At 58.8% G+C, this 15,420-nt stretch carries 10 protein-coding genes; 1 reads left to right on the top strand and 9 read right to left on the bottom strand.

The features are described 5' to 3' along the window. Positions 1-96: 96 nt before the first annotated feature. Positions 97-759, bottom strand: a complete 663-nt coding sequence (locus BUA94_RS14520; protein ID WP_073014389.1) for a flavin reductase family protein — start codon at positions 757-759, stop codon at positions 97-99. 434 nt (positions 760-1,193) lie between these two features. Here BUA94_RS14520 and BUA94_RS14515 point away from each other — a divergent pair, with 434 nt between their 5' ends. Then, positions 1,194-3,293 (top strand): adenylate/guanylate cyclase domain-containing protein, encoded by a 2,100-nt coding sequence (locus BUA94_RS14515; RefSeq protein ID WP_073014045.1) that lies wholly within the window; start codon positions 1,194-1,196, stop codon positions 3,291-3,293. Between the two features lie 37 nt (positions 3,294-3,330). On the opposite strand, the gene BUA94_RS14510 is transcribed toward BUA94_RS14515, so the two are convergent. The 8 genes from BUA94_RS14510 to BUA94_RS14475 form a co-directional block, all read right to left on the bottom strand. Further along, positions 3,331-3,969 carry a hypothetical protein gene (locus BUA94_RS14510; protein WP_073014044.1) on the bottom strand — a complete coding sequence of 213 codons (639 nt, stop codon included), beginning with the start codon at positions 3,967-3,969 and terminating at the stop codon, positions 3,331-3,333. A gap of 4 nt (positions 3,970-3,973) precedes the next feature. Continuing rightward, positions 3,974-5,581, bottom strand: coding sequence for a transporter substrate-binding domain-containing protein (locus BUA94_RS14505; protein WP_175558048.1), 1,608 nt, complete (start codon positions 5,579-5,581; stop codon positions 3,974-3,976). A gap of 14 nt (positions 5,582-5,595) precedes the next feature. After that, complete coding sequence (locus BUA94_RS14500; protein ID WP_073014042.1) at positions 5,596-6,303, bottom strand: methyltransferase; 708 nt, start codon at positions 6,301-6,303, stop codon at positions 5,596-5,598. Positions 6,304-6,716: 413 nt separating this feature from the next. Continuing rightward, the gene (locus BUA94_RS14495) at positions 6,717-7,616 is read right to left on the bottom strand and encodes an ASCH domain-containing protein (protein ID WP_073014041.1); all 900 of its coding nucleotides are present in this window, start codon (positions 7,614-7,616) and stop codon (positions 6,717-6,719) included. A gap of 24 nt (positions 7,617-7,640) precedes the next feature. Beyond that, positions 7,641-10,763 carry a DEAD/DEAH box helicase gene (locus tag BUA94_RS14490; protein ID WP_084082044.1) on the bottom strand — a complete coding sequence of 1,041 codons (3,123 nt, stop codon included), beginning with the start codon at positions 10,761-10,763 and terminating at the stop codon, positions 7,641-7,643. Beyond that, positions 10,756-12,093: an EH signature domain-containing protein gene (locus BUA94_RS14485; RefSeq protein WP_084082043.1), complete on the bottom strand. Its 1,338-nt coding sequence runs from the start codon at positions 12,091-12,093 to the stop codon at positions 10,756-10,758. The genes BUA94_RS14490 and BUA94_RS14485 overlap by 8 nt, the downstream gene beginning before the upstream one ends. Beyond that, positions 12,090-13,163, bottom strand: a complete 1,074-nt coding sequence (locus BUA94_RS14480; protein WP_073014039.1) for an OmpA family protein — start codon at positions 13,161-13,163, stop codon at positions 12,090-12,092. The genes BUA94_RS14485 and BUA94_RS14480 overlap by 4 nt, the downstream gene beginning before the upstream one ends. After that, on the bottom strand, positions 13,160-15,220 hold the full coding sequence (locus tag BUA94_RS14475; protein WP_139251143.1) for an apolipoprotein A1/A4/E domain-containing protein: 2,061 nt from the start codon (positions 15,218-15,220) through the stop codon (positions 13,160-13,162). Before BUA94_RS14475 ends, BUA94_RS14480 begins: the two co-directional genes overlap by 4 nt. Between the last annotated feature and the right edge of the window lie 200 nt (positions 15,221-15,420).

Genomic DNA, 15,420 nt, shown 5'->3' with positions numbered 1-15,420 from the left:
GGGCCCTTTGTCATCAACCTCGCGGAACGCACAGCTGCGTGCCGTCCGCTTTGTTGAAGCCATGGTTCCTTGTGAGTAACGTCCGGGCCTATCCACTCACTCGGCTGCGGACTTCGCCACGGCCTTTCTGTCGGCCCATTCCTGTGGCGACAGGGTCTTGATGTCGAACTGGTCACGGGTGCGCGCATAGGTGTGGCCGCCCATCCGGCCGACCGCATCCATCATCTGCTGGTCGATATGGAAATTGGCCGTATTGACCGCGTCGCTGCGCACGAAGACGCCGACGACTTCTCCCAGAATGATCTCACGGGCAGGACCAACCTGCAGCGTCGAGTGGCTGCGGCACTCAAGGGCGGCCGGTGCGGACAAAATGCGCGGGGAGGCCACCATCTGGCCGGGAACCGTCGCAAGACCTGCTTCTTCCAGCTCATTGACCTGCGGCCCGAACTTGATCGCACAGATCTCCATCTGCTCGACAAGCGCATTGTCGCAGATGTGCACCGTGAACTCGCCGGTATCGCGAATGTTGCGCGCCGTGTCCTTGAACCGCATGTCCGAATAGTTCTCGACACCGATGGCCACAATCGCCGGATCGTGGGTCAGGACGTTGAAGAAACTGAAAGGTCCCGCATTCGGACGCCCATCCTTGCCGACGGTCGTGACCAGGGCAATCGGACGCGGAATGACGGTCCCGATCAGGATCTTGTAGCGCTCCCGCTCGTTGAGTTCGGAGAAATCGAAATGGGTATGCTCGGTCATCAGATCTCCGTAAAGGGAAGGGTGGTTCAAGGGGCGCGTTCCGGATCGGAAACAGGACTCAGTCTGTTTGTATACAACATACAAACCACCAAGACTGCTAGCCTCTAAGTGAGGAGGGGCATCCTTCGGATGCAGGTCTTTGCAAATAGTGCCTCGCCGGGATGATCCCTAACCATGACTGTCATCCGCGGACAGAGGGCGAAATCCAAGCCGTTCGTCCGGTACGGCAAATCCTTAACCCTTAATCTTCAGGGCGCTTCAAGCGGGAGCAGAGCCATTTGGCCAGTTTCCATCGCGGGGACTGGCGCTAGAGCGGAAAAGGCTTGATCCGGCAGCGTGATCGGGGGATCTTGCGGGCAAGCGGAAGATCGCTTGGGGAATGAAGGTTCGGATCGGCATTCTGGGTTGGTCATTGATGGAAGCGGCAGCAAGAAATGCGAAATCCAAGCCTGAAGTCGGTCATCCTGACTTTATTTCTGATCCTGACCCTTCCGGTTTTCATTGGCGTCATCGCTTTTAATTACCTCTCCAGCGAATCCATTGCCCGCAGCGACTCGCTCAAGCGGCTGGAGCAGCATCAGTCGAACGCTGCGGACAGCGTTGAAAATCTCTTCCGCGAGGTTTCCGCCAGCGTCGAGACAATGGCCAGCGCCGGGCGCGTTCAGCCGGATCTTTTCGAAGGGACCAGCTCGCTGGATTTCCTGGCGACGGTTGCGCGCGGAACGCCGGATGTTCTGAGCGCCTATGTCGGTCTTGAGCAGGACGGGACTTTCCTTCAGGCCAGAACAATGCTGCCCGGGCAGAGCATTCATGACGCGCCTTTGCCAGAGGGCACGACCTTCGCCCACCGCTGGATCGTTCCCGATGGTAATGGCGCGTTTGATGAGACCTATGAGTTCCTGAACGCGGACAACCAGGTCACGGGCAGGTCGCAGGCCGACAGCACCTATGATCCCCGAAAGCGGCTCTGGTACGAGGTAACCAAGGCTGCTGACAGGCTCACGATTTCAGACCCGGACCTCTTCGCCACCTTGTCGCTGGTCGGCTTCACCATCGCCGCGCCGATCTATTGGAACGAGCAGTTTTCCGGCATCGTGGCTATCGATCTGACGCTGGACGGGCTCTCAAGCTATCTGGCAGAGCGCAGGGTCAGCCCGAATTCCGTCAGCTTCATTCTCGATTCCCATGGAAACATCATTGCGAACTCCCAGGAGCGCACGGTTTCCCAGAAGATCGGCGACAGGCTGAGACTGACCCACATCAGCGAATGGGCCGACAAGATGGTCGGCATCATCTACAGCCAACGCGAGATCCAGGACCGGGGCGCACAATCCTACTTCGTGCAGCAAGAAGGGCGGGACTATGTTGCTTCCCTGAAGCCGATCGAATCCGTCGCGCACAAGGACTGGCAGATCTTCGTCATCGCTCCGATGGATGACTTCAATGCGGAAATCAAGCTGAACAACCGCCGGATGCTGTTGATCGGTCTTGGGGCGACGGCCTTGCAGATCCTGATCATCTGGATGCTCGCCCGGAAACTGTCGACGCCGCTGGAACGGCTGGTGAGCAGCGTTGAAAACATCCGGGATCTCCGGCAGGAGACGGTGAACGACCTGCCCAGGACACGGGTGCGGGAAATTCAGATGCTGTCCAGCGCGGTCGAGACCCTGGACACCGCCATCCGCTCCTTCGCCTCCTTTGTGCCTGTCAGTCTGGTGCGGGACCTGCTCAAGTCGGAGCAGAAGCTGGAGATTGGCGGCAGCAGCCGCTTCCTGACGATTTTCTTCTCGGACATTGAAGGGTTTTCCGACCTTTCAGAGAAAATCCCGTCCAAAGAGCTGGTCCAGCGGGTCTCCGACTATCTCAACATCGCGACCAAATCGGTCAACCGGGAAGCCGGCACGATCGACAAGTTCATCGGTGATGGTGTCATGGCTTTCTGGGGCGCACCCACAGTCATGGAAGACCATGCAAGGCGGGCCTGTCTGGCGGCCCTGCATATCCAGCATGCGGTCGGGAAACTGAATGCGGACGTTGTGGCCGCTGGTGGCAATCCGCTCAGGGTCCGGATCGGGATCCATAGCGATGCGGTGATTGTCGGCAACATCGGCTCGTCGGAGCGGATGAGCTACACGGTGCTTGGAGATGGTGTGAACATCGCCTCGCGGCTGGAGGCACTGAACAAGACCTACGGAACCAACATCTGCCTCAGCCACTCGGTCTACAAGGAAGCAGGCGACAGTTTCTGTGTCCGGCCGATCGGCGATGTGCGGGTCAAGGGCCGGCGCGCCAGCATCACCGTCTACGAGTTGCTGGGCGCCTATGGACAAGGGGCCGAATACGAGCCGGATGAAGCAACCCTGCAGCTGGCCGACAGCAGCCGCGCAGCCTTCGAGCGCCGTCTTGCCGGGGATGAGGACGGGGCCATCGCCCTCTATCGCCAGATCCTGGAAGACTATCCCAATGATCCGGTCGCGCGGACAGTTCTGGCCGAAATGAGTTCTGCAGACCAGACCACGACATCCCTTGCCTGATCTCTGGGCCTGATTGGCCGGTCCTCTTCTCCTCACCCTAGCAGGCCCGGGGCACATCCGAAAACCGGGCGTTGACAAACCGGTGCAGCAGACGCGAGGACGCGACGACCGTCTGCATCAGGCAGAAAAACAGCAGCACGGTCAGCGCATAAAGCACGAACCGCCAGACAGACTGGCCAAGCAGCTCAGCCTCGGACAGAACGACGCTCATGGCCTCGTTGACGCCGATTGCCGCACCGAAACAGGATGTGGACACAAGGATCTGAAAGGATCTTGCCATATTGGGGATCAGCAGCATGGCGGCACGATGGGCGCCGCGATGCCACTGGACCATGGCTTCGCTGATCTGATCATAGGCGTAGGACGTGATGTAAGGCAGGCATGCCAGGGTCACGAACATGGCCTTGGGATTGGCAAAGTAAGCTTCGAGCTCGGATGTGTAACTGCGCAGAACCCCCGCCAGGAAAAACATCGCGATGAAGACCGGTGTCGCCCGCAGGACCGAGATCGAGGAACCGATTGCGGCATTCACAAAAGGGTTCTGCAAACGGCCCAGCAGCGCCAGGAGCCCGCCGCTTGCCAGCCCGATAGCAAGCGCAGAAATCGCGATCTCGAAATTGACCAGCAAGCCTCCGGCAATGCGCAGCGGCAGATCTTCCGAAAAAGGTCCAATCATGGTGTCAGCCTTTCGGTTCCAGTCGCTCGATGCTCACGCGGAGCCTGCGGCTCAGGCGAACGACGACCATGACGACCAGAACATAGAAGATTAAGAGAATCCAATAGGTTGTGGCCTGGTTTCGGGAGAAGGACGTGATGTCGTTGAGTGCGTTGGTCAGATCGGCGACGCCGACGAAACTGGCAGCGGAAATCCCGCGCGTCGCATTGGTGAGAAAGGCTTCGATCTGCGACGCCGACCGGATGATGGCTTGACGCCAGCGCTCTCCTTTTCCCTCCGCAGTGTCCACGGACCGCCAGGCATCGGCGATCGCCTGTCCCGCGAAGGCTCCGTTCATGAGCGCAATGGACAGGATGGCAACCAGCAGCGCAACCACCTGCGAATAGGAGAAAAGCTGGTTCGCAGCCGCTGCCACGCAGACCAGGATCAGGATGGGGGGACTGCTTTGCAGGACCGCCAGCAACACGGACAGCGGCCATTTCAGCAGCCGGCTTTCAGAGGTCAGGCACAGGGCGAAAAGGAAGCTCATGACCAGCGTGGCCACCATTGCGCCAGCCACCGCGATCAGGGACACCAGCATGCCATTGGTGAAGAGATCCCAGGCAACCTCGCTGAAAAACACGGAGAGGTTTTCCTGAGCCCAGGCATAGAGAGAATCGACAAACGCCTTGAACGGACTTGGAGAAAGCTCTGCCTTGAGCGGTGGCGCCAGGCATTTCGACGGTGCCGCCTGGCAATCGTCGCGTTGCCACAGGGTTTCCATGCGCAGGAGATATTCGGTCTCGATCGAGTGCTGCCGGGCAATCTCCAGCAAGATGCCGCTGGCGTGCAAGTCGATGGAAAGCCGGTCCAGCAGGTCACCCAGCTTGTCGCTGCCCTGAAGGGAGACTGCCATGCCCCAGGGGATCTCGCCAAAACCCAGCTTGCGGTCAAACTGCGCCGCAATTTCCGGATCAGCCATGGCATTGGCGAGGACGCTGTCATCCTGTGCAATGAAGGTGCAGGTGCCAGAACGCAGATTGGACACCAGCCGGTCGGGCGTATCGAACAGCATCACACGGGCAACGCGCGGCACGAGCAGGGTATTTGCGTAATTGCCGACCGTCGTGCAGACGGTCTTGTCCGCCATGGCATCCCAGGAAGTGACTTCCAGCCGCCGGGGCCCGATGATGACTGTCTGGCTCGAATAGTAATGCGGCCGGATGAAGCGGGCATTGGCGTCACGGGTCGAATTGTGGCCCATGGTGGCAATGACCAGGTCGATCTGACCATCCGACAGGGCGGAAATGCGTGTCACCGGCGTGACGTCGATGAATTCCACGTCGACGCCCAGCAAGGCGCCGATCTGTTCCGCGACATCGATCTCGAAGCCTTCACGTATACCCTGTCGCTCGGTGGCAAAGCGGGAATATCCGTTGCGCACGCCAACGCGGATCACGCCATCGCAAAGAATGTCGAACAGACGGTCTCCGCGATCAGCTGAACCGCACAAGGGAGCCGCGTCTGCCCTGGCCTGCTCGACAAGCGCAGAGGCAGGCTGGGCAGTGGCCGCAGTCGCCTGAGGCAGAAGCATCAGCGCGAGCAGCAACAGGGACAGAAGACGTCTCGGCATCAGGCTTCCCGGTTTCATGTCCAGCTTGCGATGGCCAGGCAAACCCGGCCAAAAACATGGTTCCCCAGTGTGAAGACATCCGGGCCATAGCCATCCGGGCCGTGGGTCAGAGCCGACACCTTGAGCGGGGAAAGATGGACAATCGTCTCACAGCAGGTCTGCAATGACATTCCCCGCGCTTCAAGAAAGGTGCGGGTCTGATCGATGCCGACAAAACGATTGTGAGTGAAGGCTGCAAGGCCGCCGGGCGCCAGATGCCCGGTCAGGCCTTCAAGGAACGGATCGAGCATCTTGCGCCCGTCCGCCCCGCCCATGGACCAGGTCGGCAGACGGCCCGGCAAGGTCAGCGAGGGCGTCGGGAAATGGGGAAGATTGGCGAGGATCACATCATAGCGCCGCTTGCCATGAGGCTGCCACAGCGGCCCATTGAGACAGCTGAACTCCGTCGGCCCCTGACCCAGCCGCGAAAAGGACGCGGACACCGCATCAAGTGCGTCCTGTTCCACGTCACTTACGGTGACCGACCGGGCTCCGAGCACTGCGGCCTGCATCGCGATGACACCGTTGCCGGTGCCGATTTCGCAGACAGCGCGGTCCGCCACCCGATCGGCATTTTCCTGAAGAAAGCCAATCAGCATGGTCGTGTATTCGGTCGGAGAGAAGACGTCGACAGACTTCTGAACTTCCGGTTCCGCGCAAGAAGATACCGTAATTTTTGCCATGACCCGCACAGTAAGCGGAAATCGCAAACTGGACGTAAACCGCCGGTGTTTTCTGCACTCCGGCAATCAGAAGTTATTTTGAAGGAAGTCGCGACACCCGGTTTTGTCAACAGGCCAGCAAGTCCGCCAAGGTTTCAAACTCATCTCTCAGCCGAAATGGCACGAAGAAACGCGTAGCTTAACCAATGCCCGAGGCACGAAGGAGCTTGTAAGCGAGCCTGAACACGGGAGATCAATCCATGTTCTGTCTAATAACTTGTCTTGCAGAAGAGAGTTGGCTGGGGAACCTGGAATCTCAGCCAATTGAAACAAGCTATTGATATCGCATCATTTTACCAGTTCCGGATACCCGGTGAGGACCACATCTGTGCCGCGGTTTTGGGGTCCAGTCAAGCCTGCCGTCTGTCGTTCGCTCACGACGCCTTGTTTCGCAATTCGGAAGCCGTGGATTTGGGCCGGCGTTCGATCCGGACATGGACACGGTAGGGAGCGCGGGAGGTCACCACAATGGCGTCGCCTTCGCTTGCCGCAGAAGCCTCGAAGAACTTGCCGACCCAGCCGCGCTTGCGAAACATACCCTTTGTTCGGTCAATGTCCGTCATGACGAGTGACGGGCCACCCCAGTCGATTGTGATCTCTCGGGGAGCAGCCGCACTCTTGTTGCTTCCGCCAATTGTGTCCGCTGGGAACCTGTCGAGAAACTCCCTGATATAGAAATGATCGTTGCGGAGGTTCCCCCCTGTAACCGTCGTCCTGCCCAAAACCCGGCCGGGCACCTCGGTCAAGGATCCCGACGGTACCTTCGGCTTTCGCGGGTATGGCTGAACTTCAACAGCCGCACGATCCGAGGTCGAGGTCACAAGCTCATTCGCGATCTGACGCGTGGCTTGCGCTGCATTGATCTCGGGAATGTGGGGGAAACCCTCCAGGGCGTTTGCCAACCGGACGGCAACCTCATCCGAGAATAGAACCCAAGTCACGGCACCACTCTTGTGCTCATAGGGTATTGGCTGCTCCAGTCGGCGGACATCCTCCAGCTTCCAGGGGATCACCCACTTCGAGACGTCGCCGTTCCGGATCATGGCCTCCGGGATTCGGTGGTGTTCCTGGGTCTCGATCATCTCGGATGTCGAGAGCGACTTTCCGCAATCCAGTAGGTTTGCCAGCCCGACCACCTGTCCGCTTCCCTTTCGGATCAGGCCGAACCACCCACGATGGGATGTCGGCTGCGAGCGCATTTCCCAGTCCTTTCGGCCTTCGAGGATGTGCCCGATCCAGGGGGCATCGATGACCAGACCTCGAGATACCTTCATGAGACGTCCTTTATTGAATTCGGGTCAGCGCAGTTCCCAGGCGCCTTGAGCGTCCGGGCCTGATGGGGTCAGGCCATCACGGCGAAACTGTTCGGCCATGCTGTCTGCGAGCACGGTATGACCGCCGCGCGCCGGTGCCGCGACAGCTTCCGTCAGACTGGACACATCCAAGGAGCTGTCACCCATGGGCCAGAGCGCCTGTTCGGCGAGCTTGCGCTTCCGCTGCATCAGGCTTTGCAAGAGGCAGTCGAAGCTGTGAACACCCAGCTCCGGGTGTAGCGCCATGGGGATATGAACCGATACCGGGCGGGTCTGACCGATGCGGTGGACACGGTCGTTGCATTGCTCCTCGACGGCCGGGTTCCACCAGCGCGACAGGTGGATGACATGGGTGGCCGCCGTGAGCGTCAAACCCGTACCTGCCGCCTTCGGACCGAGGATCAGCATGTCGAAGCCGCCATCCGCCGCGAGATGCCTCTGGAAGCGGTTGACGATTTCCTGACGGCGCGGGATCGGCGTGTCCCCATTGATCACGTCGATGCGCTCAAGGCCCAGGACATGACGCACGATCTCGGCAAACCGGAACTGCATATCGCGATGCTCGATGAAGACCAGAACCCGTTCGTTGGCCGCCTTGATCCGGTGCAGGATATCCATGACCGCATCGAGACGGCCGCTCCTCGAAATGAAGTCCTCTGGGGACAAGGGGCCGGTACTGCCCGGATGGACGGAAACGGAGCGGATGTGGTGCAGCATCTTGAGGGCCGCCCCCGGGCCGCCATTGGCCAGCTTGAGCTGGGCGAGGTCATAGGCGTCTGCCTGGGCCTTTGGCATGAGGCGAGGGTGAAGGTAACGGCGCTTCGCCGGGAGATCCCGGGCAACCTCGTCTTTCAGACGGCGCAGGCCAAGCGGCGGCACCGTACCTCGGGGCTTGAAGACCCGGGCGTGCAGCTCCGCCATGTTCTCTGCATCCGGCGCCCCGTAGCGTTCCTTGAAGTCGGCGCCGGATCCCAGGCTTCCCGGCGCAATGCGGTCCATGATCGTCCAGAGGTCGATCGCCGCATTCTCGATCGGCGTTCCGGTTAGGCCGATGCGAAAATCGGCGTTCATCGCCTCAACGGCCTTTGAGGCCAGGGTCACCCCGTTCTTGATGTTCTGGATTTCGTCCATGACCATCGCGGAGAAAGGGATCGTTCCGAGCGAGTGCTGATAGTTCGCAAGCGTCGTATAGGTGGTCAGGAACCAGTAGCGATGTGCCCGTCCGTCTTCAAAGGCTTCGTGCAACCAGTCCAGATCGAGCTGGGGCTGTCCCGATTGGGTTTCGGTGCCACGCGAATCGCGACGCTTCTGGGATCCGAGGGAGCCACCGTAAAGACGAATGAGGGTCCCGAAACCTCGTCCGGCGACGTGGCTTTCTACTTCCTGTTCCCAGTTTCGCAGAAGGGACGTCGGCGCGACAATGAGGATCGGACCTCGATTTCGCGCGGACGGCTGCTTCATGTGCTCCTTTAGCCATGTGAGGAAGGAGATGGTCTGGAGGGTCTTGCCGAGCCCCTGCTCATCTGCGTTGAGGATGCCGGGAAGGCCAGATGTCCACGCGCTTGTCGCCCAGTTGAAGCTTTCCAGCTGGTGCTGGTGCAGCGGGGTGAGGACCGCGGCAGGCAAGGCAACGGGGAGGCACGGGATCCGGGGCGAGAGCTTCGCTTCCCAGGTCAGTTCCTCGTAATTGTCCTTGGTGTCGAGGATGATCGGTCCGCCTTTTTCGGCGACATCTTCTTCGGTCACATCCGGCTGTGTGCCATTTTGAATGCGCCTTTCGATCTCGCCGTTGATTGCCGCGAGACTGGCAGGTGTGACCGGGATCTCTTTTCCTGCGATCTCGACCGGTGTGTCCGTCCCACTTTGAATGGCCTCGCTCATTTGCGCCTGGAGAGAGTGAAGCTTTGCATCCGGCATGGCCTGGATGGCCTCTGTTAGATGTTTGGCAAAATGTTCGGGCAGCCAGGTCGTTCCGCTGCCCTCTATGGACGTCTGCGGCCGTGTGTAAACGATGACACCGGTGACCCTTTCGGAATATTCGCGCGTCTCGATCAGGGTCGGACCCGCGACCGCCTCCACCATTTCCGCCTGCTGCGCGTCATCAAGACCATCCAGCGCGCCAGTGTCTGTCAGATGCCGGGTGACCGCATCGTTGATGAAGGCCCGAGGGTTCTGGATGAAGGCGCGTCGCTCTTCGCGGGGCGCCTTCTGCGCCCGTGCCATTTCCTCCAGGACAGGAACGGTACCCTTGTCGATGACAAGATAGGAGTTGTGGCCGAGCTGATAGGCCGGGCGTACGCCGCGTTCACGCAACCCGAACTGGAAGACGGCAAGGGCCTCGCCGGGGAGCTCTGCTTGAGCCTCTGAAATATTGTCCGTTATCCCTTTCTCATCCAGCCGCTCCGACGAATAGGGGACCACTTCGAACTGGCCCAGCGAGCTGTCCGGAGAAATGGAGAAGCGATCCGCGATACGCACCTGCAACCCGCGCAAGAAGGCTGTCATGGACAGCCCCGCCATCTCGCGGTTTTCGGGCATGTCCGCGTTCGAAGAGCCGTCACCCGGTTCGAGCGCACGCCGGAAGTCGCTGAGCGCGCGCCAGTGCTCTTCCATGGGCCGCGTGGCATCAAAGGAATCCGCCAGATCGAGGGCCCGCTTCATCCAGAGCGGCACGCGGCGCGCGCCCTCGGCGGTCTTCAGGATTGATCCGACGCGCGAGGGCGTCTCGCGGCGGCCATGACGTGCCCATTCGTAGTGAAGCTTGAAGTTGGGGCGCCCCAGGACGCCGGTCACGTCGGTCGTCAGGGTCAGGTCGACGGTGCGCGGCAAGCCAAGAACCTCTGCCGCCGGACCGGAGAGGCTTGCGACCGCGTCATGGGAAAGGCGCAGATGGTCCTCCGCGATTGTCACTTCGCCCGGATGCCGGTCTTCCCAAGCGCGCAGGTCTCCGATCGCAAGAAGCAGATCCCGATCTTTCGGCGCAAGCTCCGTAAAACTGCGCCGACCCGGCCTCGAAAGGAAACGTGACAACATGCCTTGTCGGGTCTGGGGAAACCGGATTTCCACGGCATCGGCGGTTTCGAACCAGACTGGCGAGGTTTCAGACATTCTGGAGTACCCACTGGGACCAGTTGTTTATCGAATTATGCGGTTTGGAATTGTGCGATACCCCGAGGATGTCGTCGCAATAATAATCGGGCTGATAGAGCTTTGGCGCGTTCGGATCGTCTGCACGGAAGATGTGCGTCTTGTAGCTATGACAGCCGTCGACCACGATCTTTTTGCCGATCCGCATGATCAGCAGGGAGGTGCTGCCACCGCGATCGTGCTGATGGCCGAAACGGCGGTTCATGTCCGTCTTGCCACTGCGCATCAGGTTCCGCCTGGCATATCGCCGTGCATCAGCGCCAAAGGCGACCCAAGCCTCATCGATCATCTTGTCTTGATAAAGCTTGAGCCAGAAATCCCGACGTGGTGCCCACATGTGGCTATCCTGCGTTGCCGTAACCATATCGCAGAAGAATTTCATATCCTGATGCGTTAGCCAGCGCAGCAGAACCGACTTCAGATCCGGATTGAATCCCGACCAGATGCCGCCGGTATGTAGTCGCGGATCATTCCATCCGGCAATTATTTGTTCTGAAAGTTCGTTCCGCAGCGCATCAGGTGGCTTCAGATCTTTCCAAACTGCCAGAACGGCTTCGATGGCGGGGCCTGCGCCAGCCTGAAGGACCGTGCCACTTTCCGGTGCCAGCCAGTTGAAGAGCTTGGAGCGAGCGTCCGTGGCGGCGAGGTCAGGTGCGAGACGCTCCACGAATGTATGGTGCGCGGCCTTTGCAAGCCCTGATGTATGGGGACTGCTGAGACCCATCGTTTTCAGAGTTTCATAGGGGTCTTGCGCGCCGAGCATCACCTTTGCAAGCTCTTTGGGTGCTTCATCAGGCCGAAACAGGGAAGGGAGCGATTCAGTCAGCTTTCGATTTCGACCGCCAATGTCTGCACTTCGCACGGCAAGCGCTTGCGCTAGAATTCTGGTATGGGCCGCACCTGGAACGAAACTATCCACATAGACGCCCACCATACCGTCAAGGAATGCGCCTTTGTTACATGTCGAGATTTCAGCCAGATAAAAGTCACGGACAGGGCGCAGATCTGCACGTTCCCGCCGTTCCTCATCGAAAACGGCTACGGCAGCTGAAATGACACGTTGGGTGGTCAAATCGTCCCACTTCCAGTTCTGGACGCGGAACAGCATGTTGAGCGCAAGCTTCTCGCGATCTTCGGCCGAAGGCGTGCGCACGACGTCAGGCCATTTCGCAAGGATACTGCCAACAGAACGATGAATTTGGTCAAGGGGGGGCAGGGTGCGTGTATGCAAGACGCCCCTTCGAGCGAGGAGCGCGCGGGTACTTTCGGTAGCTTGTTGAGCGTCGCTCATGGGCGTGTTCCAACTGCTTCAAGTGCCTCGCGGATGAGCTCTATTCCTCCGGTGTCCTGTGGCGTTACCATTATGAAACGAAGGTCGATACGTCGGTTGGTCGCTTTGCCTTCCGTCGTATTATTATCTGCAATCGGACGTTCAGCACCATATCCCGCAACTGACAATACTGGTTGGTGTTTCAAGTTCTGATGCATTCTCAATCCATTGGCGGAATTGATCATCGTAAAATAGGTTTTATTTGCCCTGTTGGTAGAAAGAGGTTGGTTAACGTTCGGACCCTGGTCAGAATCCGTGTGACCCTCAATCTGGACAGCTTCAACCATGGCGAAGGACGGATTGCAGCTCTCGTCGAAACGTGAGGCCTCTCCGAGCGTGAAGCAGGGCAGAATTTCGTCGAGACGCGCAGCCAGCTTTGAAACGATTACAGCCTTATCTGAAGTCAGCTCTGGGCTTCCCGAGGCAAAAAGACCTTCCCCCTGAAAACGAAGGGCATCGCTTTCCTCACTCAGCTCGACCTTAAGGTCTGGAAAATCCGCAAGGATAGCATCGCGCAGGCGGGTCAGAACCTCTCGCCGCGCCGAGGAAACCTGTGAGAGATAGGCTTCCAGAGGATCGACCTGTTTCAATCGCTCTAATTCGGACCGCAGCTTATCAATTTCCTCGTTCTTTTCCTCGATCGATGCCTGAAGTTTTCTGATCAGTTTCTCGAGTTCATCAATGCGGCGGGTGAGGGCGGTGTTCTCCACTTTCAATTCATCACGCTCACGGGTCAGATCAGCAACCTGAGCTGTCAGATTTTCGAGTTTCCGCAGTGCCTGCGCCAACTCGTGTTCGAGGCGTGCGATCGTCTGTTGGCGAGCCTCAGCCTTGTCACGCCAATCGTTCCGCTCTGCCTCCATCTCTTCGTACATGCTGCGCGGCACCGTTTCGGTTTCCCGCGCCTGACTGGCAAAGAAGGCCAGCAGGATCATCATGATGAACAGGAACCCGACGGTCATGTCGGTCATTGAGACGAAGGCGCTTTCTTCCTCCTCCTCATGCCGGACCTGTTTAGCTTGAGCTCTCATGCAAGGCTCCGGGGCTGCTTTGGCATGAAGTTTTCAGCCTGTTCGACAACACCTTTAAGCGTGTCGAGGCCGGGTGCCAAGGCATCACGCATCTGGCCGACATGGTCCTGCGCACTGCCGAGGGCTGCTTCGAGCTGAGCGTTATAGTCCTTGAGGGCTCGACCCAGCATCTGGTCGATTTGGTCGAGCTTTTCGGCTTCCTCGGAAAGCTGGGAGATTGCGGCACGCGTAGCCTCAAGATTACGGCGGATGCCTTCTCGTTCCGTGCCGAGGGCCGCCTGAGCGCTTTCCAGAACATGGGCGGCGTTTTCTGCCACAGAGGCGGAATTCTGCATGAGGGTTTCTGAGACGGTTTCCACAAGGTCGCCAACGCGACGGAGTGTTACCTCAATGCGATCTTGCGATGCCCGGATAGGCTCCGCTGCTGCACTCAGGCTCTGGCTCGCTGTGCGGAAGCCTTCGGAGGCGCCGTGGATCGCATCGGCGCCAGTGTTCATGCCCTGTGCAGCGCTTTGCGCACCGGAAGCTCCACGCTGGACGGCGTCAGCCATTTCAGAAAGCCGATTTCCGATTTCCTCAAGCCGCGACAGCAGTTTCTCGCCGATGACTTCACCCATCTCGGTGCCAAGCTTTGCGATGTCGTGACTGGTCTGGCCGAAACTGTCTAGCAACGCCCGCCCGGCGCCTGAGATTGCCTGGCCTGCCTCCTCTGTGGAGGCCGCCATGCGCTGCCTTGCAGCTTCAGCGCTTTCCTGGCTGGCATTGTCCAGGGTCTGGCGGAAGCTGTCGGCAGCCTGCTTCATTTCCTCGGCGGCCGCGCGCATGGCTTCCGCGCCCTGACCGGTGTTTTCCCGGATGCCGGCAAGGGTGTCGTTCATGACAGAGAGCAGACGTTCCGCTCCCTCGTTCATGGCCTCGGACGCTATACGTCCGCTTGCGGCGACTTCCGATCGCATTTCCGCCATCGCCCGAGCCATCTGGTCGAGGGCATCGCGTAGGCCATCCCCTGCTTGGGTGTTGGCGCCATTCATCCGGTCGACCATAAGGCCAATCCGATCAGTCGCCTCGCCAAGGGATTCACTGGCGCGGGTGAGGGCATTTCCGACGGAATGAGAAAGCTGCTGGGACAGGTCGCCTACCAGTCCTTCCATATTGCTGGTTCCCATGGAGGAAACGCGTTCAAAGATCGGGTCCATCTTGCTTGCGATCGCGTCGGTGATGGCATTTGGCAAAGCATCTAGCGGCTCGCGCAGCTGAGCAACGAGACCCGTTCCGATTTCGCGCAAGTGCTCGCGCTGCTCTGTTGCTGCCCGCAATTGCCGGAAACCAATGTCTTCCAGGCTGACAAAAACCAGCCTGCGCTCTATTGCGGAGCAAAGGCGATGGAGCGCTGCCTCAATCTGGTTTTGTCTCAGGCGCAGCAGGACTGTGAAAATGATGGAGCAAAACAGACCAACAAGGGACATGACAAACTTGGCCGATGCGATTTGCATGAAGTCTTGCATTGCTCTGTCCATGCCGCCAGAACCTGCGCTCATGGACTGGGAGAATTGGTGCAGAGCGGCAACAAGTCCAAGAAAGGTTAGCAGGAGGCCTGCCGAGACGAAGATGTTCGGGAGTATGCGAAACATACCTGGCCCGAAGCCAAGATCTTCAACATTCAGGAATGATGCGGGGCGGATCGAATTCCTGAGCTGCAATGGACCGTCAATATCATCCGGCACGACAGTCTCGTTAAATTCGTCGAAGGCCTCCCAGACAGCCATCCGCTGGGGCGAAGTGCAATAATTGTCCTTCAAGGTCGCGCGGAAGTCGTCATAGCCTTGAGCAAAGTCATTGATGCCTTCGTGCAGGCGAACTCGCGCATTCAAATCCTGTACAGCCTTGAATTGCTTTCTTGTTCGCCAAATGTAGAAAAGGCCGCAGAAGGCCGTAATCAGGAAAAATCCAGCTGCGAAATAACCCGGTCTACTATCGGAGAGTGTCAGATATTCTGCCAGGAAGATGATGCCATCTTTGAGCATCAGGCCAGGATCGACACCGTTCATGAGGTCCACTTCAAGCTCCTGTAGGTGTTTTTGTAATCAAATCAATTTCTGATCAAGCTAGGCAGCCGTGGAGACTGTGTCGCAGGTGATGCAAATAATTGGGCTATCGATGATTTTTCGTTTTGGTTCGGAATGGAGATCATGAGCCAAACCCCATGTGTATATAAATGTTTCTATAGATATTAAAAATTGTGTCGAGGGGCCAAGTT

This window comes from Roseibium suaedae, from assembly GCF_900142725.1.
Classification (GTDB): domain Bacteria; phylum Pseudomonadota; class Alphaproteobacteria; order Rhizobiales; family Stappiaceae; genus Roseibium; species Roseibium suaedae.
Note: the sequence above shows the minus strand (reverse complement) of the source record. Positions and strands in the feature narration are given on the sequence as shown.

Coding starts and splice junctions, on each gene's coding strand:
- BUA94_RS14490 (WP_084082044.1), bottom strand. CDS start 10,763: ATGTCTGAAACCTCGCCAGTCTGGTTCGAAACCGCCGATGCCGTGGAA.
- BUA94_RS14500 (WP_073014042.1), bottom strand. CDS start 6,303: ATGGCAAAAATTACGGTATCTTCTTGCGCGGAACCGGAAGTTCAGAAG.
- BUA94_RS14505 (WP_175558048.1), bottom strand. CDS start 5,581: ATGCCGAGACGTCTTCTGTCCCTGTTGCTGCTCGCGCTGATGCTTCTG.
- BUA94_RS14520 (WP_073014389.1), bottom strand. CDS start 759: ATGACCGAGCATACCCATTTCGATTTCTCCGAACTCAACGAGCGGGAG.
- BUA94_RS14510 (WP_073014044.1), bottom strand. CDS start 3,969: ATGATTGGACCTTTTTCGGAAGATCTGCCGCTGCGCATTGCCGGAGGC.
- BUA94_RS14480 (WP_073014039.1), bottom strand. CDS start 13,163: ATGAGAGCTCAAGCTAAACAGGTCCGGCATGAGGAGGAGGAAGAAAGC.
- BUA94_RS14485 (WP_084082043.1), bottom strand. CDS start 12,093: ATGAGCGACGCTCAACAAGCTACCGAAAGTACCCGCGCGCTCCTCGCT.
- BUA94_RS14515 (WP_073014045.1), top strand. CDS start 1,194: ATGCGAAATCCAAGCCTGAAGTCGGTCATCCTGACTTTATTTCTGATC.
- BUA94_RS14495 (WP_073014041.1), bottom strand. CDS start 7,616: ATGAAGGTATCTCGAGGTCTGGTCATCGATGCCCCCTGGATCGGGCAC.